Annotated in this window: 21 protein-coding genes and 1 riboswitch; of the genes, 5 read left to right on the forward strand and 16 right to left on the reverse strand. The window is 68.3% G+C overall.

All coding sequences use genetic code 11. From position 1 onward, the window contains the following. Positions 1-11: 11 nt before the first annotated feature. The 4 genes from G341_RS0116465 to G341_RS0116480 all read left to right on the forward strand — a co-directional run bounded on the left by G341_RS0116465 (position 12) and on the right by G341_RS0116480 (position 6,906). The gene (locus tag G341_RS0116465; RefSeq protein ID WP_245557024.1) at positions 12-1,451 is read left to right on the forward strand and encodes a condensation domain-containing protein; all 1,440 of its coding nucleotides are present in this window, start codon (positions 12-14) and stop codon (positions 1,449-1,451) included. Continuing rightward, positions 1,444-3,765, forward strand: a complete 2,322-nt coding sequence (locus G341_RS22310) for a penicillin acylase family protein (RefSeq protein ID WP_018180263.1) — start codon at positions 1,444-1,446, stop codon at positions 3,763-3,765. Before G341_RS0116465 ends, G341_RS22310 begins: the two co-directional genes overlap by 8 nt. Before the next feature lie 15 nt (positions 3,766-3,780). After that, positions 3,781-5,238 (forward strand): condensation domain-containing protein, encoded by a 1,458-nt coding sequence (locus G341_RS0116475; RefSeq protein WP_018180264.1) that lies wholly within the window; start codon positions 3,781-3,783, stop codon positions 5,236-5,238. Positions 5,239-5,373: 135 nt separating this feature from the next. Continuing rightward, positions 5,374-6,906, forward strand: coding sequence for an HNH endonuclease signature motif containing protein (locus G341_RS0116480; RefSeq protein WP_018180265.1), 1,533 nt, complete (start codon positions 5,374-5,376; stop codon positions 6,904-6,906). Positions 6,907-6,990: 84 nt separating this feature from the next. Here the strand turns inward: G341_RS0116480 and G341_RS22315 are convergent, their stop codons facing one another. The 15 genes from G341_RS22315 to G341_RS22320 all read right to left on the reverse strand — a co-directional run bounded on the left by G341_RS22315 (position 6,991) and on the right by G341_RS22320 (position 20,612). Beyond that, on the reverse strand, positions 6,991-7,560 hold the full coding sequence (locus G341_RS22315) for a dihydrofolate reductase family protein (protein WP_222836607.1): 570 nt from the start codon (positions 7,558-7,560) through the stop codon (positions 6,991-6,993). A 45-nt stretch (positions 7,561-7,605) separates the two neighbouring features. Then, positions 7,606-8,220 (reverse strand): hypothetical protein, encoded by a 615-nt coding sequence (locus tag G341_RS0116490; protein ID WP_018180267.1) that lies wholly within the window; start codon positions 8,218-8,220, stop codon positions 7,606-7,608. Between the two features lie 194 nt (positions 8,221-8,414). Beyond that, positions 8,415-9,686 carry a wax ester/triacylglycerol synthase domain-containing protein gene (locus tag G341_RS0116495; protein ID WP_018180268.1) on the reverse strand — a complete coding sequence of 424 codons (1,272 nt, stop codon included), beginning with the start codon at positions 9,684-9,686 and terminating at the stop codon, positions 8,415-8,417. After that, positions 9,683-9,934 (reverse strand): acyl carrier protein, encoded by a 252-nt coding sequence (locus tag G341_RS0116500; protein WP_018180269.1) that lies wholly within the window; start codon positions 9,932-9,934, stop codon positions 9,683-9,685. Before G341_RS0116500 ends, G341_RS0116495 begins: the two co-directional genes overlap by 4 nt. Before the next feature lie 68 nt (positions 9,935-10,002). Beyond that, positions 10,003-10,866 (reverse strand): ABC transporter permease, encoded by an 864-nt coding sequence (locus G341_RS0116505; RefSeq protein ID WP_245557025.1) that lies wholly within the window; start codon positions 10,864-10,866, stop codon positions 10,003-10,005. A 5-nt stretch (positions 10,867-10,871) separates the two neighbouring features. After that, positions 10,872-11,702 (reverse strand): ABC transporter permease, encoded by an 831-nt coding sequence (locus tag G341_RS0116510; protein ID WP_018180271.1) that lies wholly within the window; start codon positions 11,700-11,702, stop codon positions 10,872-10,874. Next, positions 11,702-12,652: a daunorubicin resistance protein DrrA family ABC transporter ATP-binding protein gene (locus tag G341_RS0116515; RefSeq protein WP_018180272.1), complete on the reverse strand. Its 951-nt coding sequence runs from the start codon at positions 12,650-12,652 to the stop codon at positions 11,702-11,704. The genes G341_RS0116510 and G341_RS0116515 overlap by 1 nt, the downstream gene beginning before the upstream one ends. 105 nt (positions 12,653-12,757) lie before the next feature. Continuing rightward, entirely contained in the window at positions 12,758-16,189 is a 3,432-nt protein-coding gene (locus G341_RS0116520) for a proline dehydrogenase family protein (protein ID WP_018180273.1), read from the reverse strand. Positions 16,190-16,293: 104 nt separating this feature from the next. Further along, entirely contained in the window at positions 16,294-16,506 is a 213-nt protein-coding gene (locus G341_RS0116525; protein WP_155827017.1) for a hypothetical protein, read from the reverse strand. Between the two features lie 157 nt (positions 16,507-16,663). Beyond that, positions 16,664-17,734 carry an SLC13 family permease gene (locus G341_RS0116530; RefSeq protein WP_018180275.1) on the reverse strand — a complete coding sequence of 357 codons (1,071 nt, stop codon included), beginning with the start codon at positions 17,732-17,734 and terminating at the stop codon, positions 16,664-16,666. A 99-nt stretch (positions 17,735-17,833) separates the two neighbouring features. After that, positions 17,834-18,316, reverse strand: coding sequence for a hypothetical protein (locus G341_RS0116535; RefSeq protein ID WP_018180276.1), 483 nt, complete (start codon positions 18,314-18,316; stop codon positions 17,834-17,836). Between the two features lie 61 nt (positions 18,317-18,377). After that, the gene (crcB, locus tag G341_RS0116540) at positions 18,378-18,746 is read right to left on the reverse strand and encodes a fluoride efflux transporter CrcB (RefSeq protein ID WP_018180277.1); all 369 of its coding nucleotides are present in this window, start codon (positions 18,744-18,746) and stop codon (positions 18,378-18,380) included. After that, positions 18,740-19,252 (reverse strand): FluC/FEX family fluoride channel, encoded by a 513-nt coding sequence (locus G341_RS0116545; protein WP_245557026.1) that lies wholly within the window; start codon positions 19,250-19,252, stop codon positions 18,740-18,742. The genes crcB and G341_RS0116545 overlap by 7 nt, the downstream gene beginning before the upstream one ends. 19 nt (positions 19,253-19,271) lie before the next feature. Beyond that, positions 19,272-19,369: riboswitch (Fluoride riboswitch) on the reverse strand. Positions 19,370-19,415: 46 nt separating this feature from the next. Further along, positions 19,416-19,838: an organic hydroperoxide resistance protein gene (locus G341_RS0116555; protein ID WP_026303780.1), complete on the reverse strand. Its 423-nt coding sequence runs from the start codon at positions 19,836-19,838 to the stop codon at positions 19,416-19,418. A 120-nt stretch (positions 19,839-19,958) separates the two neighbouring features. Beyond that, positions 19,959-20,612, reverse strand: coding sequence for a hypothetical protein (locus tag G341_RS22320; protein ID WP_018180281.1), 654 nt, complete (start codon positions 20,610-20,612; stop codon positions 19,959-19,961). 122 nt (positions 20,613-20,734) lie between these two features. On the opposite strand from G341_RS22320, the gene G341_RS0116570 reads away from it, so the two are divergent. After that, positions 20,735-21,370, forward strand: coding sequence for a VC0807 family protein (locus tag G341_RS0116570; protein WP_018180283.1), 636 nt, complete (start codon positions 20,735-20,737; stop codon positions 21,368-21,370). 98 nt (positions 21,371-21,468) lie between these two features. On the opposite strand, the gene G341_RS0116575 is transcribed toward G341_RS0116570, so the two are convergent. After that, a complete protein-coding gene (locus tag G341_RS0116575; protein WP_018180284.1) occupies positions 21,469-22,878 on the reverse strand; it encodes a hypothetical protein in 1,410 nt (469 codons plus the stop codon). Positions 22,879-22,974: the final 96 nt, after the last annotated feature.

Genomic DNA, 22,974 nt, shown 5'->3' on the forward strand with positions numbered 1-22,974 from the left:
GATCTGAGCAGTTGCCAACCCTTGAGGAACTCCAGCAGGTGATGCGTGAGCGGCTGGGCGACGTGGGGATCGCGGTCGACACCGGGATACCCGCCCGGCGCGATCGCGACCGCGCACCCCTGTCGTTCAGCCAGCGTCTGGTCTGGGGCCACCAGCAGCGGGTGCCCGACAGCACCGCCAACAACATCTGCCTGACCTTCACCTACACCGGTGAGGTCGACGCGGATGCGTTGCGCCACGCCCTGTTCGGGGTGGTACGGCGGCACGAGATCCTGCGCACCACCTATCACTGCGACGACGACGGGGTTCCGTACCAGCGCATCCACGCCGACTTCCCGCCGCCGCTGCGGACCGTCGACCTGCGCGATACCGAGGACGCCGACGAACGCCTCCGGAGCCTGGTGGCGGAAGCGGCCACGGAGGTCTTCGATCTGGCGACCGAGTCATCGGTGCGGTTGACCTTCGTCAACCTTCCTCCGGACGACGCGGGCGCGCCGCGGCTGGCGGTGGTGATCGCGATGCAGCACATCGTCTGGGACGGAATGACGTTGCCCGCCATGGCACGCGACACCGCGCGGTTCTACGACGCGGCGCGATTGCGCGCCCTGGACTCGGCGGATGCGGACGCGGAGATCGCGGTCGACCCGCTCACCCCGCAGGTCGCCGACGCCGCCGAGTGGGAGCAGGACCGTTTCACCCGAGCCGATCACAGTGCGGACATCCGTTTCTGGGAGGAGCAGTTCGGCGGGGACATCCCGACCGCGAGCCTGCCGTACGACCGCCGACCCGACGCGGCTTCCGAACGCAGCGCCCGGCTCGACCGCAACCTGAGTGACGCGGCCGAGGCCAACCTTCGAGCGCTCGGCGCGGAGCTGCGGATGCCGCCCTTCTCGGTGTTCCTGGCCGCGTACTACCTCGCGCTGCGAGCCATCACCGGCCGGACCGACATCCTGATCGGCACCACCGTCGCCAATCGCGAAGAGGCCGGCCTGCGCGCCCTGGTCGGGAACTTCAGCAACTCCATTCCCCTGCGAATCCAGGGGCAGGGCAACGACTTCGGCGAACTGGTCACGCATGTCCGGGCGGTCACCGATGCCGCGTTCGATCACCGCACCTTCCCGTTCGAGCACATCATCGAGATCGCCCGCAAGGCCACCGGCGACGAACACGCGTACCCGTTCGACTCGCTCGTGCTGTTCCTCGACCAGAAGATCGACGGCATCGCCCTGCCCGGTGCGGAGATGACCTGGGAGTTGGCCGACAAGGGTCGTATCGCGCTGCCGCTGACCGTCGAAGCGTTCATGCATCCGGACCACACCGAGGTGCAGATCTCGTATCAGGTGGACCTGTTCGACGAGAGCACGGTCGCCCGGCTGCACGACCACATCGACGCGATCCTCTCCGCGGCCGCCGCGCACGCGCCCTACGCCGGACTGCTGCCCGATGAGTGACGAGCCGCGGCTGGAGATCCTCCGGGATGCGCACGGCATCCCCCACATCACGGCCGCCTCCGCCGACGAAGCACTGTATGGACAGGGGTTCGCCACCGGTATCGACCGCGCCTGGCAGATCGAGTTCTTGCGACTGCGCGCGCAGGGCCGAACGGCGGAGATCTTCGGTCCCGACGGCGTCGGCTGGGATGAGTTCGCCAGACGGGCGGGGATCGACCGGGCGGCGCAGCGGATCTACGAGGCATCGTCGACGCGCACCCGAACCCTGTTGCGCGCGTATGCCGATGGCGTGAGCGCGGCATTGCTCGAGGCGGACGCCGTCGAGTGGGAAGAGTTCGGTCACCGCCCGTCGGACTGGGATCCCTGGACCCCGATCTCGATCTTCATCGTCCAGCACCTCATGTTCGGACGATTCGCCACCAAGCTGTGGCGGCTGCATGCCTGCCGCGCCCTGGGGCCGGCCGCCCTCGACCTGTTCAACAGCGAGGGCGTGATCACCCCGGCCGGCAGCAGCGCCAGCCCGCCCGATCGCATGCCCGCCCCGCCGGACGACGATTTCATCAACGCATTGCTGCGCAGCCTCACTGAGGCAAGCGACACGGGATCCGCGCCGCCGGTACCGCCGCTGGGCAACGCCATCTCCGGCAGCAACGCCTGGGGCATCGCCGCCTCCGAGACCACCACCGGCGCACCGTTGATCGCCGGCGACCCGCACCGGTTCATCGAGGTCCCCGGCGTGTATCAGCAGGCCCATCTCGTCTGCCCCGACTTCGACGTGGTCGGATTCGCCTTCTCCGGCGTGCCCGGGGTCCCGCACTTCGCCCATGCGTCGTCGGTCGCCTGGGGAATCACCAACGCCATGGCCGACTACCAAGACGTGTTCGTCGAGATGCTCACCCGCACCGGTGATTCCGTTCTGGCCAAATCGCCTGACGGCCAGTCGCCCACCCGCGCGCGGACCGAGCGCATCGAGGTGCGCGGCGCCGATCCCGTCGACGTCGAGATCATCGAGACCGACAACGGTCCGGTCGTGTTCGGCGAGCCGGACAGCTGGTCCATCAGCCTGCGGACACCGATGCTGTGCGACCCGTCGGTCACCTTCGACCCGGTGATCGATCTGCTCTTCGCGGAGTCGGTCGCCGACGTCCAGCAAGCGCTGGTCGGCTGGGTGGAACCGGCCAACCGCGTCGTCATCGCCGACACCGACGGTGGGCTGACCCATCACGCCGTGGGCCGCATCCCGATCCGGGCCGACGAGAACTACTGGCTGCCGGTGCCGGGCTGGGAGCAGCGACACCGCTGGCAGGGATACGCGACATCGTCGGTCGCCGATCCGGACTTCACCGCCACGGTGAGCACCCATTCGGTCATCGCCAACCAGCGCATCGCCAATTGCCCGCCGCTGCAACCGATCACGACCGAATGCGCCGCGGCCGCGCGCGCCGACCGGATCGATCAGCTCGTCTCGACGGCGCCCGGACCGATATCCGTCGACGGGTGCGAAGAGATCCACCGCGATGTGGCGGGCGAACCGGCCGCGGCCGTCATCACCGATCTCCTCCGCCCGCTGTCCGGGCTGAGCCGGCCGGCACAGGAGCTCTGTGCGCGCCTGCTGGCGTGGGACGGCTCCATGGCGGCCGATAGCGTCGACGCCTACCTGTTCGCCGAGTTGCGCAGCCGGCTCGTCGCGGCGATCACCGCCGACGAATCCCTGGCAGGGCTCGCTGCGCCGCATGGCTTTCCGGTGTGGATCACCCCTTATTTCCTCGCCACCACCCGCATCGCGGCCGGACTCGACTCGGTGCTCGCGCGGGGCGCGGAGTTCGGGCTCGACATCACCCGGCTGGTCGTCGACACGGTCGAATCCCTCGCCGCCGAGATCGACACGGCGTCCCTGCCGACGTGGGGTGAGGTCCATGTCCTGGCACCGCTGCACGGCATGGACTTCGCCGGCGTCACCCCGGCGCATCCCGAGCTGTCCACACGGGTCCGCCCGGAGCCGGTACCGCTCGGCGGAGACGCGGAATGCGTGTTCGCCAACGCCAGCGCCGTCGGGTTCGCCCACGTCTGCCGGCTCGGCTCGGTCGCGCGGTACGTGTGGGATCTCGCCGACCGCGATCGCAGCCGCTGGATCGTCCCGCTCGGGGCCAGCGGTGATCCGCGCTCGCCGCATTTCCAGGACCAGACGACGCAGTGGGCCGCCGGCGAACAGATCGCGATCACGACCGATCCGGCAGAGCTCCGCCGGGCACCCCACGAACACCGGAGCTTCGACCGGGTTCCGAATTCCCCTGCGACGACATCGCATACGTAGCCTCGAGGAGAGAAAATGACCGTCCTGTCCGACACCCAACTCGAACTCATGCGGCGCCGCCTCGCCGACGCCGGCATCGACGTGGCACCCACGGGGGCGACCACGGCGGACGCCAGTCCCGAGCCGGTACCGGCTGACGGCGAGCTCGGCATCGCCGAGCGGCGCATGTGGAAGATCTACGAACTCGACCCGGACTCCGATGCGCACAACTTCTCCGTGCTGCTGCGCTTCGGAGCCCCGTACACGATCGAGACCGTGGTCGCCGCCGCGGAACGTCTCATCGCCGCCTCGCAGGTGTTCGGTTCGGTCATCGAGGTCGACGAGGACGGGACGCCGCGCCGCCGCCCGGCGCCGCGTGACGGGCAGTGGGTGACCCCGGGCGAGCTGTGGGAGTGGGGCTCGATTCCCGCCGATGCGCACGGTGCCTCCCTCGCCGACGACGCGGCGGCGCTGGCCAAGGTCCCGTTCCGGCTGCGCGAGGAGCAGCCGTGCCGAGTCCGGATCCAAGCCCATGACGACGAGGTCAGCATGACCCTCGTCCTGCATCATCTCGCCGGCGACGAGACGATCCTGCCGCCGGTGCTGACCGCGCTGGTCGCCGACGGATCGACCGCCGGCGCGGAGGTTCCGACCAGCGGAGGCACCGCGGTCGATTCGACACCACGCACCGGCGCCCATGCCGACGCCGCGGTCCGCCATGCCCAATCCACCTGGGCGGCAGAAGGTATCCGCTATCCCCTGTCGGGCGCGCTGCCCGACACAACTCCAGAAGACAGCTGGCTGTCGGTGATGGGCGAAGGTCCGGGACGGCTGCTGTCGGTCCCGATCGACGATGATCGGGTCGCCGCACTCGAAGCGTTCGCGCGCGAGGTCGGCGCCACCCCGAACGCATTGTTCGTCGTCCTGTCCGCGCTGACCGTGTCGGCGCAGACCGGGGCGGATGACTTCGTCATCCTGGTGCCCGCGGACAACCGGCGGCCCGAGGAGACGACCGACCGAGTCGGCTACAGCGGCAACATCATTCCGATGCGCTTCACCCTCGACGGACAGGTGTCCGTCGCCGACGCGGTGCGCCAGGCGGTCGCCACCGTGTACGAGGCGATGGAGTACTCGTCGGTCGACTACGGCACCATTCTCACGGCGCTGCGGCAGGGCGGGGGCCGCTTCCCGGTCGCCGAGATCATGACGCTGGTGAAGAACGCGCCGCTGCGCGGTGTGCCGATCCCCGCGGCGGCGCAGGTGACCTGCGAGACGATCTTCAAAGACATTGTGCACTACCCGCTTTCGATCTCCTTCGAGTTCGACGAGCACGATCACGTCCACCTGGAGATCGAATACCGCACCGACATCCTCGCGGAGGCCGACGCGCAGCGGGTGGCACAGATCGTCGAGTCTCTGGTCGAGCTGGCGCCGCAGTCGTCCGGAAAGCCGTTGGGCGAGTTGTTCACGGACGTGCGCGGGAAGGCCGTCTAGGCCGGGGTTTCCGTCCTACGTTGACGCGACACGAATCCGCCTTGGCCTGCCGATGAAGCGCGTGTCATTGTGGAACTCGCGTGTCAAAACGATTGCAGGACAACTCTTGTCGGTGGGCTCTGGCACATTAGTGCCATGCCAATCACAGCAGCTGATCAACTCGACGACGGCCTGTCGATCGCCGAGTTGATCCACGCTGCCGGCTACACCCAACGCGTCCGCGGCGCCGCCGACTATCGGTTGCTGCAATTGATTTCCCGCATCCACGAGCACCGCGAAGACCAGCACATCGCGCAGGTAGCCGCCCGCGCCGAGCAGAACCCGCCGGCCGAGGCATCCGGGATCGCTGCTGTGCTCGCGCCTCGCGACAAGTACGGCCCCGACGGCCTGGAACGCGCGATCGGCGACATCGGCGCCGAACTGTGCGTCACCCCGCAGCGTGCCAGGCGGCTGATCGCGGCAGCGTCCGCGGCGCGCTACCGGCTGCCCGAGACTGCCCGCGCCCTCGCTGAAGGATTCATCGACCTCGACCGGATGACGATGGTCGTCACTCGTACCGACCTGGTCGGGTCGGCGGAGATCCTGCGGCTGGATCGGGAGCTGGCGACCGCGATCTTTCATCGGGGCCCGATGTCCACCCAGCGATTCCGCACCCTCGTCGACAGGCTCATTCACAAGCACGACCCCGACGCGGTCCGGCGGCGCGCCGCCCGCACCGACGAGAACCGCAACATCACCATCGCGCCGGACCGGTTCGCCACCGGCCAGGCCCGGATCAGCGGATCGCTGCCACACGAACAGGCCGCAGTCATCAACGCCCGCCTTGACGCCATGGCGAAGGAAGTCCACAGAGGCGACGGGCGAACCCTGAAACAACGCCGCGCCGACGCGTACGTCGCCCTCGCCCGAGGTCTGCAGCACCTGTGCTGTCACTGCGACGACTGCAATGCCGCCCCCGGGCCCGAACCGGCACCTATTGCGGCGCCGTCACCCACCGAACCGGCGGCGACATCTGACACCGCCGGAGACACGTCGGCGACGCCGCAGACATGCAGCCATCCGACCACGCCGCTGATGTACGTCGTGGTCAACCTGTCGACGTTGCTCGGCCTTGATAATGATCCGGCCTACCTCGACGGGCAAGGCCTCGTCGATGCCGATACCGCCAGAGCCCTTCTCGCCGAGGCGAAACGGGCGTACATTGCCCCATCCCGCGAGGATCCGGCCGCGGAGCGGCGCTATCGGCCGTCCCGAAAACTGCGAGCGCTCCTGCGCGCAGGGGAACTGTGCTGCCAGTTTCCCGGCTGCAATGCCCCTGTGTCTCAGGCTGATCTCGACCACCACCACGCCCACGGTGACGGCGGGAGAACTACCCCGTCAAACATCGGACCCCTATGCCGATTTCACCACCGTCTCAAAACTTTTGAGCACTGGCGTCAGTACCAGGACACGTGGCACACGACTGTCTTCACCAGCCCCGACGGGCTCAGGTATGTCGGCAACGCGTACAACGGCCTGGATATCTTCGACACGATCTGCCGCGAGCCGGTCGACCGACCGCCCGAGCATCCCACTCGAAGCAGATTCGATCAACGCCGAAACGCGTCCCGTGCCAGACGGCAACGGGCGCAGCAGAAGTGGGAGAAGGAACATCCACCACCGTTCTGACGGATCGGAATGCTGTTGACTACTGGGTTTCCCTTGACACAGCCGAGGGCAATGCGAGCGTGTCAAGGTTGGTCGTCACCCCCATTAGTCGAGGCGTCGGTAGTGCAGCAGCAGGCTCTCGCCGGAGCGTTCCGAGCTGACCATCTCGAAGCGTTGCAGGTTGCCGCTGTCTCCAAACAGCCTCTTGCCGTTGCCCGCGAGGCTCGGTGCGAGCACGATTCGTAGTTCGTCGACGAGGTGCGCCGCGAGCAGAGTGCGCGCCAACGACAAGCTGCCGTGGATCCCGATGTCACCACCGGACTGTTGCTTCAGGCCGGCGACGAACGAGGCAGCCGAATCCGTCACGCGCACCGACTGCTCCCAGTCGAGTTGCATCGGCGACGAAGTGAAGACGAACTTGGTCGTCGTGTTGATGAAGTCGGCGAACGGTTGCAGTTGTGCGGTCGGCCAATGCGGCGCCCACATCTCGTACGTGCGGCGGCCGAGCAGAACCGCATCCTGCGTAGCGATCGTCTCGCCGAGGAAGTCGAGCAGTCCGGCGCCTGGGTCACCCAACCATTCGCCCCGACCCGGATCGTCGGCGACGCCGTCGAGCGACATCAGTTCGTAGAGCACAACCCGCCGATCAGCGGATGCCGCTGACGCATCATTCACAATCGTCTCCTCGTCTCGCGAGCTCTATTCGGCTCTGCGCGGAAACTACTGCTCGTACCGCGAACCTGTCTTGTACAGCAACGACAGCGGGCTCCCTGTCGTGGCACCCTCGGTGAGTTCTGTGGCTGAGCGGCCAATGAACCGGCGTAACGACCTCGCCATATGTGGCTGATCGAAGTAGCCGGAGTCGTGGAGGAACGACGCCCACTGCTGGCCTTCGCCGAGTCGGACGGCCGCGTCATTCGCGCGGTCGATCTGGTGCACGGTGCGCTGCGGAAGACCTACCGCCGCGAGGTATCGGCGCTGACGAGTCCGATCGGTCACCGACCGATCGTGGATATCGGGGACGACGAGGATCTCCTTCCGAGCCAGCCCGGCAACGAACTCCTCTGCGTCGCCGAATCGCGGTTTACGAATGCGGTCGCCCGCCAGATAGAACCAGTCGCCGTCCACCGGAAACTCCACGAAGCCGTCGACCAGAGCCGGCATCGGAAACGTGGGCACGAACGCCCCGAGGGCCATCCGAACACCCAGAAATTCGGCGTCGTTGGGCACCGGCGCCTGCGATGCGCATGACTCGGGACCTTGGATTCCGGCGTGGACGCCGTCGGCCCCCTCCCAGAAGACGAAGTCCCAGTGGGCCCGAGCGACCGACGTCATTGTCGTTGTCGTGCCCAGGCTCTGACTTCGCCAGACACGCTCTACCAATGGTGAGTCTGACGGTCGGTGCTCGAATTCCAGTGTCACCGGTCACCCATGTCCGAACTGCCGCATCGCCCCATCCTAGAGAGCGCTCGCAACAATTCGGCCGGGTCAGCGCCCGAGCCGATCCTCCGCCGCGGACACGACGTCGCTTATGCCTCCGCGAGCACCTCGGCGAACGCCTTCGCGAATCGCGCCGGATATCCCGGGAGCGCCGCGGCGTCGGCGACGATGCCGAACGACGAGCGGCCACCCAGGATGAGACCGGTGATCGAGAAGGAATAGCCGATCAGCGGGGAGATCGCGGTGAGGTCAGCCATGCTGTGACCGAGGACCGACCGAACGCGGCTGAAGCCGGGATTGATGCCGATATGAATATCGGGGCTCATCCGCTCCATCGACGCGCCCACAATCTCGCGCATCTGGGCCCAGGGCACCGGCGGCGCATCGTCCACGGCAGCCAGCGCCAGTTCGAGACGCTGCTCCTCGATGAGCTTCAGCTCGGCCCGCGCCCGCTCGATCTGTGCGTCGAAATCGGCCTCGGAGCCCGGCAGATTGAGCAGCGAGATGGCGACGGCGTTCCCGGTATGCCGAAACGCGGAATCGAGCGTCACCGGCAGGGTGACCCGGATGTTCTCCGACTGCGGTCCATCGGATTCGGGCGGAGCGATGCTCACGGTCCGGCCGATGGCGCCGATGAGGAACTCGTGGACCGACGCCCCGTGACGCCGGGCGGCCCGCCGCAACTCCTTGGTCGACGCCGAGTGAAGCGCGATGTCGCGCCTTCCCGACCCGGTCAGTGCCGGCCATCCGCGGCCCGCACTGCCGGCGGCCCACTGCTCCTCGAACGCCGCGCGTGACCGTGCCAGTTGGTCATCATCGACAACCCCGACGCGGAATCGCGGACTCGTTGCGAACCGTTCGAATTCCGCCAGATCGTCCGCGCTGCCGTCGGCGAGCAACGCGGCGAAGGCCGCGCCGGCGATGCCGTCGGAAAGACTGTGATGGACCTTGAGCAGGAGAGACTGCTTGCCCGACGCCGCGACGGTGAACAGCGTGATGGTCCAGAACGGCCGCGGCCGCGGCAGCGGCTCGGACAACGCGTCAGCGATCGCCGACATGAGCGCCGCCTGGTCCTCGACGGTCTGCTCAGTGACATGCGCCTCGAGATCGACAGTCTCGGCCACCACGATCTCCGGCTCCGTGTCACGGCCGCCGTACACGCCGATTCGGAACAGGTCGAACAGACCCACCCGGGCGCCGACGCGTTCACGGATCGCATCGAGGGTCAGCGGCGACCCCTCGTCGCCGAGTTCGAGCACCATCGCCCAATGCGCCGGCGCACTGTCGGTGTCGGTATGCAGATAGGTGAAGTCGGACGGCCCGAACTCGGCCACCGACGGTCCGCTGGCGACGCTGCTCACTGGGCCACCGAGCTCAGCTTCCCGCGGATGACTCCCTCGAGGTCACCAACGGTCGTGCTGTTGTAGATCTCGCGTTCGGTCAGCTGCACCCCGAGACGTTCCTCGATGGCGACGACGCCGATGGCGAAGGCCACCGAATCCATCCCGAGATCGTTCACCAGCAACGACGACTCGGTGACGTTGTCGGCTGACAGATCCAGATCCTCCTCGAGGATGCTCTGCAACGTTTCGGATACCTGGTCGGACATGGTCACGCTCCTCTGACGAACATTGTGTTATAACTGAAATGGTTGTGCTGCAATATGTTTCGCGCCGGTCAACGCTCTTCGCAGGCGCGGCGGTAGCCGCGCACGGCAAGCGGCCCGAATACGATCACGAGGCCGATCGTCCACGCGATCGTGCCCAGCAGCGGCGCGGCCACCGCACCGCCTTCGGTCAAGCCCCGGATCGCATCGATCGCCGGCGTCATCGGTTGGTAACGCACGGCGGGCTGCAGCCACCCCGGGTACTCCGACACCGGCGCAAAGCCGCTGTTGAAGAAGAGCAGGAACAAGAAGACGCCGCCGAGCAACTGCACGGCCTGCGTCCCCGATGCCACCGTCGCCAGCGCGATCACGGGAACCGCCACTCCGACCGCGAAGATCATCGGCACCACCCAGGCTCCGATGCCGGCGGCGACGCCCTGTTCGAACCGGAAGCCGAGGGACAGCGCCACCAGGAACAGCACGATCGTCGACAGACCGGTACGTACCGCCTCGGCTGTCAGCCGCCCGGCGATGAAGCCGGATCGGGCGACCGGCAGCGTCCACATCCGCGAGAGCAAGCCGCTGTCACGCTCGTGGATCAGCGACATCGCGGTCGCGACGGTCCCGTACAGGGCTCCGACGAGGGCTACCAGTCCGGTGTTGCCGTAGACGCTCGCGCCGACTCCCAGCTGGGTGACCGACTTGCCGAAGACGAGTTGGAACATCAGCAGCATGAAGGTCGGGAAGAGCAGGGACTGCACGACGATTCCGGGGTCCCGCGTCCATGCCCGCAGCAGCGCGCCCGCCTGGGCGGCTACCTGTACCGGCAGTCCGACCGCCTTGCGCGAGGGCCAGGACGTGTCGGCTGCGGACTCGTTCATCGTCGTCATGGGCTTCTCGGTGGCCGGTTGGTCGGACGCTGATTTGTTGGTCATCGAAGTCATCGGGTCACCTGCGCTCGGCCGATCGCCGCCGCGGCCAGCGCGCCGGCGGCCAGCAGGCCCACCGCCCAGCACAGCACCGCGGTGGGATCCAGATGGACGCCGCTGGACAGGGCACGCAGCGCATCGGCGAACACCGACAGCGGCTGATTGCGCACGAAAGGCTGGATCCACGACGGGAAGCTCTCGGCGGGGACCAACCCGGTCGACGCCATCACCAGTACCAGCTGCGGGATCATCAGCATGCTCGCCACCGCCAGGGAGCTCGAAGCCACCGACCCGACCGCGTCGGTCATCAGGCTCAGCGCCAGTCCGAAGACCACCATCAGGACCACGAACAACAGGGTCGCCAGGATGGAGCCCTTGAATCGGAATCCGAGGCTGTAACCGATCACCAGGCCGCCGCACAGCGCGATGAGCAATCGGGTGACGACCCACGACATGCGCCCGAGAATCGGAGCGACCCGCGGTATAGGCAGAGACATCATCCGCTCGCGGACGCCTGCGCGCGCGTCGTCGCCGGCGACCTGGGTCGCGGCGATCGCCGTGAAGATGCCCGCCTGCAGCAGGATGATCGGCGTCAAGAACTGGGCATAGTCACCGCCGCCGACCTCGAAGCGCCGATGCAGGGGCACATAGAAGCAGACGAAGAAGACCATCGGGCTCAGGAACGCGAAGATGGCATCCCCGGCCCGCACCGCTGCGGTCACCTTCTGCAGGGCCAGCGTCGATGTTGCGGCGACCAGCCCGACCGAGGTCCGCGAGGGCGCGTCGAGGGAGGCCACCGCGGGCTCGGATGTCGTCGGCTCGAAGACAGGGGCGGTGGCCATCAGACCGTTTCCGTCAGCTGCATGAACACCTCGTCGAGCGACGGCTGGCGCAACCCGATGTCGACGACCTCGATCCGGGCCGTCTGCAGCCGCTCGATCACGCTGCCGACCGTGGCCATGCCGTCGGGGGCGCGGAGCACCACCCGCGGATGCGCCGTCGTCGCGCCGTCGGTCGGAGCCTCGATGATCTCCAGACCGGTGAGCTGCCCAACGACCCGATCGGCGTCGCTCCGGTCGGCCAGCGTCATCTCGCACACTGCGGCGCCCGCCTGCTGCTTGAGCATCGCGGGAGTCCCCGACGCGGCCACCGAACCCTCGTGAAGCATCACGATGTTGTCGGCGAGTCGGTCGGCCTCCTCCAGGTACTGCGTGGTCAGCAGGACCGTGATGCCCTCGCTGCGCAGGCCGGCGACGGTGTCCCACACCGCGGCCCGGCTCCGCGGGTCCAGTCCGGTGGTCGGTTCGTCGAGGAACAGCACCTTCGGACGGGTGATCAGGGCACTGGCGATGTCGACGCGGCGACGCATCCCGCCGGACAGGGCTCCCACGCGGCGGTCGCGGACATCACGGAGATCGAACTGCTCGACCAGGTCGTCGATGCGTGACTTCAGCGGAGCACCGCGCAGGCCGGTGAGGCGCCCGAACACCGAGAGGTTCTCGACGGCGGTCAGCCCGTCATCCATCGAGGCCTCCTGGCCCGTCAGGGAGATGAGCTCGCGGACCCGGGCCGCCTCCGCCGTCACGTCGTGGCCGCAGACCCTCGCGGTCCCCGATGTCGGGCGCTGCAGCGTCGACAGGAGGGTGACCGTCGTCGTCTTCCCGCTGCCGTTGGGGCCGAGCAACCCGAGGATCTGGCCGTGCGGGACCTCGAACGAGATGCCCTTCAAAGCCTCGACCGTGCCGTACCTCTTGGCCAGGTTCTCGACCGCGATCGCGGCGTCCGCCGACATGGCTCACTCCCCTTCCGAACCGGAGCTGCGACTGGGCGCGTACACGCGACAGCCCAACAATTTAGGCCAGCCTAACCAATGTCCAAAGGATGGCCAACACCCGCGTCACACGACTGGCGGTATTCCGTACCTGCGCGGCGTCCCGAATCGGTGCGCGGTGACGGATATTGCCTGCTCACGCAGGAAGGGCAGCAGTTCGACGCGTCCCGCCGACACGACTGTGCCCGCGTAGATCGCGAGGGCCGGGCTGCCGTTCGCCGCCGCCGCGACGGCCGCGGCAGTTCCGCCGATCAGCCGAATTCGGCCGCCCGCGCCGGCCAGCCGGACGACCCGGGCACGCCACGCCGCGTCGTCCTCAACGGCGACCGCCGCGCCGGACGATGTCAGCCAGGACTGAATGTCATTCGGCGGCGCGGCACCGGCGCTGACCGTGATCGACGCGCCGGTCCGGTGCCCCGCCGCGACGACCCGAATCAGCTCGACCGGCCGGTCGGCCGCGTAGCGCACGGTCACCGGCACCGGGCAGCACCGGAATGCGTTCTGTTCGCAGTCCAAGGCCGAAACATCATGGACGACAACGAATTCCTCGGCCCACGCCGCCTGATCGGTGGCCAGGGCCGCATCCAGCCAGGCGACGTCGTCCGCCGATTGACCGGCCGCCGCCCGCACCGCGGCGACCCGGAGGCCGTCGGGCCCCACCTGCGTCGGCGATGGCTCCGCGTCTCGCCAATCGACCAGCCCGGCAAGATAATTGGGACCACCGGCCTTCGCCCCGGTCCCGACCGAGGACTTGCGCCACCCACCGAACGACTGCCGCCGCACGATCGCGCCGGTGATGACGCGGTTGACATAGAGATTCCCGGCCTCGACCGTCGACAACCATTGCGCGATCTCCGCCTCGTCCAGCGAATACAGGCCGGAGGTGAGTCCGTAGTCGATCCGGTTGACCATCGCGATCGCGTCGGCGAGCGTCTCCGCGGTCATCACGCCCAGCACCGGCCCGAAGTATTCGACGCGGTGAAACTCCGAGCCCGGTCGGACGCCCTCGCGAATCCCCGGGCGCCACAGCCGTCCGTCCGCGTCCAGTTGCTCGGGCTTCAGCAGCCATGACTGACCGGCTTCGAGTGTTGTCAAGGCCCGCAAGAGCTTTCCCTGAGCCGGCTCGATCAAGGGGCCCATCCGCGCCGCCGGATCCCACGGCACGCCCACTCGCAACGACCGCGTCGCATCGATGAGCTGGCTGCGCAGCCGCCCCGATCGGGCAGCCGACCCGACCAGAATCACCAGCGACGCCGCCGAACACTTCTGCCCCGCATGACCGAACGCCGACGCGACCACATCGCGCGCGGCGAGGTCGAAATCGGCACTGGGCGTGACGATGATCGCGTTCTTGCCGCTGGTCTCGGCGTACAGCCGCAGGTCCGGCCGGATGCCCCGGAAGAGTTCGGCGGTCTCGTAGGCGCCCGTGAGGATCACGCGTTCGATCCGCGGATCGCCGATCAGCCGCGTCCGCAGGCCCCGGTCCTGCAGCCGCACGTACTGCAGCACGTCGTGTGGAACCCCAGCGGCCCAGAGGGTTTCGGCCAGAACCGCCGCGCAGCGCCGGGCCGACTCGGCCGGCTTCAGAACGACGGCCGAACCGGTCGCCAACGCGGCCAGCGTGGAACCGGCCGGTATCGCGAGCGGAAAATTCCACGGCGGCGTGACCAGCGTGACGCGGGCCGGATCGGGCCGTGCGCCGTCGACCGTTTCCAGCGCCCGGGCCTGGTCGGCGTAGTAGCGCGCGAAGTCGATCGCCTCGCTCACCTCCGGGTCGCCCTGGTCCAGCAGCTTTCCGCATTCCGATCCCATCGCCTCGAGCAGATCGGCCCGCCGCGATTCGAGCAGATCGGCCGCCCGGTAGAGGATCTCGGCTCGGTCGGCCGCGGGCAGCGAACGCCAGCGGGCGGCGGCCGACTGCGCGGAGTCCAGCACCGCGTCGAGTCGCTCGCCCGAGTTCACCTGTCCCGCAGCGCAGACTTCGGCGCCGAGCGCCGAGTCCGCCATTCGTCGTCGAATCGCCTCGGCCCATTGCTGATTCGCCGCCAGGCTCGGGTCCGTGTCCTGCGTGTTCGAGAACCCCGTCGAGGCCACACGCTGCACCGGCGGGAGCTGCCGGTTCTGGTCTCGGGAGGGCGCCGGAACGCGCTCTGGGAGATCGGCAACAGAGGCCAGAAACCGCCGGCGCTCACGCTCGAACAGCTCCGGATCGTCGTCCAGTGCGAACGCCGCCGACAGGTAGTTGTCCGTGGTCGCAGCTTCCTCCAGCCGGCGGATCAGATACGCGATCGCGACGTCGAAATGCTCCGGGTAGACGACCGGCGTGTACAGCACCAGCGACCCGACGTCGCGTTTGACGACCGCGGCCTGTGCGGCGGCCATCCCGAGCAGCATCTCGAAGTCGACACCGGCGTCCACCCCCCGTCGCTGCACCAGCAGCCAGGCGAGCGCGATGTCGAACAGATTGTGGCCGGCTATCCCGATGTGCACGTTGGTGATTCGTTCGGGCCGCAGCGCGTAGTCGAGCACCGCCTTGTACGACGCATCCGTGGCCTGTTTGGTCGGCCAGGTCGCCAGCGGCCACCCGTGGATCTCGGCGTCCACCCGCTCCATCGGCAGATTCGCCCCCTTGACCAGCCGAACCTTGATCGGCGCCCCGCCCGATCGCCGCCGCGCCGCGGCCCAGTCCTGCAGATCGATCATCGCGGACAGGGCATCCGGTAGGTACGCCTGGAGCACGATTCCGGCCTGCAGCCCAAGGAATTCCGGCTCCCCGAGGAGCGTCTTGAACACCGCGATCGTCAGCGCCAGGTCGCGGTACTCCTCCATGTCGAGGTTGATGAACTTGGGGACCGGCGCGGCCGCGGCGATCCGGTACAGCGGACGCAATGCGTCGACCGCATGCCGCACCGCCGCGTCGAACCCGAACGGGCTATGCGGCGGTACGGCCCCCGACACCTTGATCGATACGTAGTCGATGTCGCTGCGGCGCAACAGCTTCTCCGTGCCGGATAGTCGAGCCGCGGCCTCGCCGTCGCCGAGCACCGCCTCGCCCAGCAGATTGATGTTCAGCCGGATGCCGTCGCCGCCCAGGCGGGCAATCGACCGTCCCAGGGACCGGTCGGAGGCATCGGCGATCAGGTGCCGAACCATACGCCGCAATGCTTTTCGGGCCATCGGCACGACCAGCCCCGGTGCTACCCGGCCGGCCACCGCGCCCGCGCGCACCAGCCCGCGCAGCGGCGCCGGCAGAAATCGGGGCACGATCGGTACCAACGCCGCAAGGTTGCGCGCGGCGACCCGGGCATCCTCCGGACGGATCACCCCGTCGACGAAGCCGGCCGTGAATTCGAGCCCGTGCGGGTCGTGCAGCACCCCGGCGAGACGGGTCGCGGCGGCGTCCATCGGCTCGTCGCGACCGGACACCAGCCATCGACGCACCTGCTCGATCGCCTGGTCCGCGAGTTCCTGGTCGATCCCCTCGACGACCGCCGACATGCCGCCCGCCTCTCGCCGCTCCTTCGCTGGTTGTGGTCCCCTCCCAGTGTGCGACCTGCGGATGCGTGCGTCGACCGACGCGTCGAATGACTATCGGCGATCGATCAGTAGCTGGCCAACCAGGTGAGCTGCCATTCGTAGGTGCCCTGGCCGCATTCGGTGAGCACCAGATCGACCGGCTTGATGCGGCCGCCTCGCCACAGCTTGTCGAGGACGTACTCGCGCACCAGCGCCTGCGACCAGTCGCTGGGAACGACGACCTCGATGGTCGTCCGACTGCCGACCCGCTGCCGGCTGAAGTCCACGGTTGTCGTCATCCGATCTATCCCATCCCGAATGCGGATCCGCATGTCGTCTCCGCTGTTGTTACTGCGACGGAGGCTATTTGTTCGGACCGTGTTCAGGCACCGTTCAGATCCACGCTGATTTGAACGCCCTCGACGGCACGAAAACCGCACGGAGCGTGCCGAGGTGTCAGATGACCACCGCGGCCGCGACGACCGTGACCACGGCGACCACGCAACCCTGCAGCGCGAAGGACTTTCGGCTCACCGTGACGCCGGCTCGACGGCAGCGCTGCCACCACAGCAATGTCGCGAGCGATGCCCACGGAGTGATCAGCGGCCCCGCGTTGACGCCCACCAAGAGGGCCATCATCCGATGTGCGGAGTCGGTCGCCGCCGGCTCGAGCAGCAGGTAGCCGGGCAGGTTATTGACGGCGTTGGCCGCGAACGCCCCCACGCCGGCCAAACGCAACCGCGACACGGTGTCGGTGCCGTGCCCGGCGGCCGTCGTCAGCCAGTCCAGCGCGCCGGCGTGGGCCAGCAGCCGGATCGCGACGAACACCACCAGCACGGCGAGGGCCATCCGCCACGGCACCACGATCTCCCGCAGGCGCTCCCGGGCGCGCCACGCGAGCACGCCGATACCGACCAGCGCGGCCACCGTCGCCGGGATCGCCGGGTTGACGCCGGCCAGCACCACCGGCACCAGCGACACGCACAACACGGCGCTGCACCACAGCAGCACCCGATCATTTACAACGGGCGGCTCGGCGACCCGATAGCGGCCGGTGAGCTCGCGGCGATGCAGCAGCACGAGCACGAGCGCCGTCGCGGCCATGGCCATCAGGGCCGGCCGCCAGGCCACCGACAGATAGCCGCCCGCGCCACCCCATTGCTCGAAATGACGCAGCGCCAACAGATTCGACAGGTTCGAGACGGGCAGCAGCAAGGACCCGGTGTTGGCCACCCAGACCGTGGTCAGCACGAATGGGATCGGTGAGGTTCCCGCCTGTCGGGCCATCGCAATGACCACCGGCGTGAACAGCACCGCGGTCGCGTCGAGGCTGAGCACCGTCGTCGCCACGCATCCGGCGACAAAGGTCACCAGCCACATCAGCCAGACCCGACCGCCGGCAAGCCGCACGGCCACGTGCCCGACGACATCGAATAGTCCGGCCACCGCGGCGACCTCGGCCAGCGCGGTGATCGCCAGTAGAAACACGACGACCGGCAGGATCTGCTGCCAATCGGCGGTGCTCATCGGGCGCTCCGCGCCGACGGGCTCATCGCGCGCTCCGCGCCGGCGGGCTCATCGGGGCCCAGAGCCGAGGGGCTCATCGAGGGGTCGGCGTCGACCGCGTCAGTCGTCAGCGGACGACGTGTCGACCTCGTCCTCGTACGCCTCGGCGAACGAGATACGCGGCAGGCTGACGGCGGCCTGGATCGCGAGGGCCGTGAAGACCAGCAACGCGACACCGAACACGGCCGCGAGTGCGACGACGATCCAGAAGATCACCGATTCGGCGACGGACCCGCCGCCGGGCGACGTGACGGTGAGCAGCACCGCGATGCTGACGGCCAGGCCGAGCAGCGACCAGGCGGCGCTACGGGCACGGGGGCCGACGTTGGCGGCGTAGAACAACCGCTCGTAGTTGCGGGTCTCGTACTCGTTGACCGCGGCGAGCCGCACCGGGTCGTCGGCCGCGGCCGCCTTCATCGTCGCCGCGAGCTCGGCATCGCGCTGCAGGCGCAGGGTCTCGCGATTGCGGTAGCGGACGTAGATGACCACCCCCACCAAGGCGACGATGGCCAGGACCGACACGTTGGAGATGCTCGCAACCATGGGCGCAAGACTACGGGAACACGTTCTAATCGCATTTCCGGACCGGCACCGCCCGGCCGACTCAGAACAGCCGCGCCACACCCAGCCCGATCGCGCACGCGATCAGCGCCAGAACCAGCGAGCAGACGGCATAGCCCAATGCCGCGCCGCCGCGGCCGCTGCGCACCAGCGTCAGCGTCTCGACGCTGGCGGTGCTGAACGTCGTGTACCCGCCGCAGAACCCCGTCGCCAGCACGGTCTGCCAGTTCGGGCCGGCGACGCCCGCCGTGACCAGCCCGGCGAGCAGTCCTACGAGGAACGATCCGGTGACGTTGATCAGCATCGTCTGCCACGGGATGACCGGCCGCAGGTGGCGCTTGAGTTCGCCGTCCACCCAGACCCGCGACACCGCGCCGACCGAGCCGGCGATGCCCACCAGCAGCGTCAGCATGTCTCATCCTGCCCGGCATCGCGGGAAAAGCGTTGCTCGGCAACGGTTCCCAGGTACCAGCCGCCCGCCGCCGCGACCAGCCCGCCGACGATCGTCAGCGAGAAATAGCCGATGCCGAGCAGCAGATGGTCGCCGGCCAGCAATCGATCGGAATCGAGCGCGAAGGTGCTGTACGTGGTCAGAGACCCGCAGAAGCCGGCACCGACCAGCATGCGGGTGTGCAGGCGCCAGCCCGTATCGGAGCCGATCGCGGCCAGCAGCGCCATCGTCGTGGCCAGCACCACGGTGCCGATCATGTTGGCGGTGAAGGTCGACCACGGCCACTGCCCGTGCCTGGTCGGCAGCGCCAGCCCCAGGCCGTAGCGCACCAGGGTGCCCACGATGCCGCCGGCCAGTACAAGCGCGAGCACGCCGGGGCGCAGATGCGGCGGCGGCGAATCCGGATCAACGTCGGGCACCGATGCCGGCATCGACCCCGATGCGGGATTCGGTTCTGATTCAGACACAGCTCTCCTCGTCGATCGTCGAACAGGAGGAGCCATCAGCCCAGATCGGGCGGTTCAGCCGACACATTCCGATTCCCGGCGTGTCCGGCTCGGCGGAGTTCCATCGCCGGACTCGACTATAGCGGGCCGCCACCTCGGCGACCCGCCATGGCCAGCGGAGCGGTCAGACCGTCGCGGTGACGGTCTGGGCGATATTGCCCTTGGTGGCCTTCGAATACGGGCACACGCCGTGGGCGGCCTCGGCCAGCTCGGTCGCCTTCGCCTGGTCCAGACCCGGCAGCGCGACCTTGATGTCGGCCGTCAGCCCGAACCCGCCGTCGGCGTCGTCCTTGCCGATGCCGACGGTGACCGTCACCGACGCATCGTCGGGCACCGCGCCCTTGCCGACCAGGCGCAGGGCACCCATGAAACAGGCGGCGTACCCGGCGGAGAAGAGTTCCTCCGGGTTGGAACCATCGCCGCTGCCGCCGAGTTCCTTCTGCGGGCGCAGGTCCAGATCGATCCGGCCGGTCTCCGACTTCACGTGGCCGTCGCGACCGCCACCGGTCGACGTGGACGAAATCGTGGTCAAAACACTAACTGTCACTTGACATCTCCCAATCCGAGGATCCGCCCGCAGATACCGGGCCGGTCCAGTCAATTCAAACATTCATCAGGGCGCCGCGCGGCTCGATGCGCACGACCGCCGTAAGGCACAACCGCAGGACTACTTGTAGTGATTCCCCGGACGGAACAGGGCGGTCGGCCGAATGCGCTCCGACCGCGGCAGCCATTTGTTGACGCCGGTGCCGAACAGGCAGACCACCGAACCCGCCAACAGCCCGAACTGGATCCAGCCCAGCACCCGGAGGCCGACCCAGATCTGGTGGTAGCCGAACAGCAGGTCCAGCCCGATCGGGATCGAGAGCAGCATCGCCAGAGCGGCCGCGACATAGAAGTTGCGGCAGTTGCGGCTGTGATGCCGACCGATCGCCGCGAGCAGCGGGTACTGGATGGCCAGCAGGATGACGGCACCGACCAGGCATGCCGCCGGGATCCAATGCGCCATCGAGTCGACGCGATGCAGCTCATCCGGCTTCGTGACGCCCTCGCGCAGTCGCGGCTGGATCAGATCGTTGATGGTTCCCAGCCGCGCGAATCCGTAGATCACCCCGATCGCGGCGCAGACGGCGGCGCCGATCCACAGCTGCATCGCCCAGCGCAGCGCGGGCGGCGGCGGACCGGGATCGGTCGGGGGACGCGGCCGCAGCGTCTGTCGCGGAGCGGCGTTCTGCTTCTCGGCGAGTTCCGCGAGGTCCGCAGCATCGAGTTCGGCCTGCGTCGGCATCCGGGGCTCGCCTGCCGGCGTGTCACTGCTCACGCAATCGATTCTGTCACCGGTGGTCCATATCGAAGTCCACCCGGATCTCCACCCGCGGGTTGAGGTGGCCTGACCAGGCAAAACCTACCGTCAATGACATCAACCGCACCAGAGGAGACGACATGACCACCAGCACGACCATCGACCGCACCACCGCCCCGGCCCCCACGCCGACCGGCCCGAAGGACCGCGGCCGCGCGCTGCTGCGCGGCCTGGGCCTGGACGTCGGCCTGCCGTTCATCGTGTACTTCGCCGTCCAGCTGACCGGCGGGTCGGTCTTTCACGCGTTGCTGGCCGGGGCGCTGGCCGCCGGGGCCCGCACCGTGTGGGTGGCCCTGCGCAGCCGACGCCTCGACCTGTTCTCCGGATTCCTACTCGCGACCTTCGCGATCGGCCTGGCACTCACCTTCGCCACCGGCGACGCCCGCTTCGTGCTGCTGAAGGACTCGGCGACGTCGTTCGCGGTCGGTGCGGCGTTCGTGGGCTCCTGCCTGCTGGGGCGGCCCCTCGCCTACTACGCGGCACGGCGCTTCGGCTCGCCAGCCGCAGCGGCGACGACGGGCACCATCGAGCGGCACTGGTACCGCTTCTCGATGATCTGGGGTGTGACGCTGCTGGCCGACGCGATCATCCGCGGCATCGTCGCCTACACGCTGCCGCTGTCGATCGCCGGCGACCTCTCGCAGGTGCTGATGATCGCCGCCTACGGCGGACTCATCGCATACACGGTGCGCGTCGCCCGCCGCGCTGGTCAGTAACCCTGAATCGCCGGGGATCCGATGGACGATCTGGCAAGGCGGAGGGAGGTCGGCAATAGCGGAGCTATGCCGGCCTTTCCGACAGCGCAGTCAAGCGTTCATCGGCCCCCGGCGATCTTGAGCATGCGGCCGAGGGTGCCTTGCCAGAGCACGCGGCCCGGGCCGATGACACCGGTGAGCTGCATCGGTTCGTCGAGCGGGGCCACGCCCACCTGAGTGGTCACCACACGGCGTCCGGTCCGGAAATCGGTGGCCGCGTAGTAGACCGGGCCGACCTCCTGGACGGGATTGGCATTCAGGTCGCCATACGACAAACCCTGGATCAGACCGTCGGCCCGCGACAGATGCGGCAGCGAGGCGAGCCGGTCGTGGTTCTCCCAGATCCGATGGCAGCCATCGGGTTTCACGTCGATCCGGGTCATGCCGCCGACGAACGAGGCGAATGCCGGCACCGCGGGTCCGCCGGAGGTGGCGAACGGCGGATAGGCGAATCCGTAGGTGCTGCCGATCAGCAGCGAATCGCCCCACGCCATCGGCGCATTCTCGGTGCCCTGACCCGACGTGACGAAGGTCTTCATCGTGCATTTCAGCGACCCGCCGTCGGTGCGGTACACCAGCAGGTTCGGCCGGACGGCGCTGTCGACGATCGCGACGTACTGATCGTCGCCTTCGCCGAAGTACCCCGGCGTGGTACCCGATCCCCAGCTCAGCTGCCCCGGCTTGCGTGCCGGACCCCGGTCATAGGTCTTGCGCCACAGCGTCTTCGGCACACCATTCGATCCGGCGCTCATCTCGTACAGCGCATGATCGGTGAGTACGGATGCCCCGCCCGGGCGGAGCGTCAGGCCGTTGGCGATCTCCTCGCCGGCGGGCAGCGACATCGCGACGGCCCGCGTGCCGTCGCCACGCACCGTGCCGATCACGCCGTGCGTGGTGGCGAACCAGATCCGGCCGTCCCAGTCGGGCGCGACGGCTGTGATCGAATCGCCTTGCGGGATCAGCTGTTTCACGTCGATGCGTTGATCGATGAACATCTGGTAGCCCGCCGGGGTGCGCCGGTGCGCCACCCGCAGGATCGAACCGGACCCGTCCGCGACGACCACCCGGTCCTTCGAATCGAGATAACCGTAGACGCCGCCCAGCAGGCCGCCCTTGGTGAGCTGCAGGCGCGCAATGGGATTCGCGGTCACCGGATCGAACAGCACGACAGTCGGCGCCGCGAACGCCGGCGGATTGGTGCCGACGTAGCTGGTGCACAACGAGACCGGCATCCCATCGCTGCCGACGAACGTGGCCGCGCAGGCGCCGCCCGGGGTCGACGACGCCGCCACGTGGGCGCCGACGCCCGGCCCGGGCAGCGACGTGCTGTCCGTCGAATAAAGATCGTTGTGCATCAACGAGGTATCCGTAGGACCGAGATCCGGTGTGGGAGCGGCATTCGCCGGGATCCCGATCAACGCCGCGATGATCGCGGCGGACAGTACCGACAGAATTTTGATGCGTCGCATCGACCCAGCAAACCACACCGCTACGGATGAAATCCGCGCCACCTTCATTCATCCGCGCCGGTTGCAGTCGGCGCGGATCCACAGAGGCGGCGCGGA

Origin of the sequence: Jongsikchunia kroppenstedtii DSM 45133, from assembly GCF_000380485.1 — a bacterium.
Taxonomy (GTDB): Bacteria; Actinomycetota; Actinomycetes; order Mycobacteriales; family Mycobacteriaceae; genus Jongsikchunia; species Jongsikchunia kroppenstedtii.

Excerpts from the sequence above, each read along its gene's own strand:
- G341_RS0116510 (WP_018180271.1), bottom strand. The coding sequence starts at position 11,702 with ATGGCCACCGCCCCTGTCTTCGAGCCGACGACATCCGAGCCCGCGGTG.
- G341_RS0116570 (WP_018180283.1), top strand. The coding sequence starts at position 20,735 with ATGACCACCAGCACGACCATCGACCGCACCACCGCCCCGGCCCCCACG.
- G341_RS0116575 (WP_018180284.1), bottom strand. The coding sequence starts at position 22,878 with ATGCGACGCATCAAAATTCTGTCGGTACTGTCCGCCGCGATCATCGCG.
- G341_RS0116490 (WP_018180267.1), bottom strand. The coding sequence starts at position 8,220 with ATGACGTCGGTCGCTCGGGCCCACTGGGACTTCGTCTTCTGGGAGGGG.
- G341_RS0116535 (WP_018180276.1), bottom strand. The coding sequence starts at position 18,316 with ATGGTTGCGAGCATCTCCAACGTGTCGGTCCTGGCCATCGTCGCCTTG.
- G341_RS0116480 (WP_018180265.1), top strand. The coding sequence starts at position 5,374 with ATGCCAATCACAGCAGCTGATCAACTCGACGACGGCCTGTCGATCGCC.
- G341_RS0116505 (WP_245557025.1), bottom strand. The coding sequence starts at position 10,866 with ATGACCAACAAATCAGCGTCCGACCAACCGGCCACCGAGAAGCCCATG.
- G341_RS0116500 (WP_018180269.1), bottom strand. The coding sequence starts at position 9,934 with ATGTCCGACCAGGTATCCGAAACGTTGCAGAGCATCCTCGAGGAGGAT.
- G341_RS0116525 (WP_155827017.1), bottom strand. The coding sequence starts at position 16,506 with ATGACGACAACCGTGGACTTCAGCCGGCAGCGGGTCGGCAGTCGGACG.
- G341_RS0116475 (WP_018180264.1), top strand. The coding sequence starts at position 3,781 with ATGACCGTCCTGTCCGACACCCAACTCGAACTCATGCGGCGCCGCCTC.
- G341_RS0116515 (WP_018180272.1), bottom strand. The coding sequence starts at position 12,652 with ATGTCGGCGGACGCCGCGATCGCGGTCGAGAACCTGGCCAAGAGGTAC.
- G341_RS0116520 (WP_018180273.1), bottom strand. The coding sequence starts at position 16,189 with ATGTCGGCGGTCGTCGAGGGGATCGACCAGGAACTCGCGGACCAGGCG.
- G341_RS22310 (WP_018180263.1), top strand. The coding sequence starts at position 1,444 with ATGAGTGACGAGCCGCGGCTGGAGATCCTCCGGGATGCGCACGGCATC.
- G341_RS0116530 (WP_018180275.1), bottom strand. The coding sequence starts at position 17,734 with ATGAGCACCGCCGATTGGCAGCAGATCCTGCCGGTCGTCGTGTTTCTA.
- crcB (WP_018180277.1), bottom strand. The coding sequence starts at position 18,746 with ATGCTGACGCTGCTGGTGGGCATCGCCGGCTCGGTCGGCGCGGTGTCG.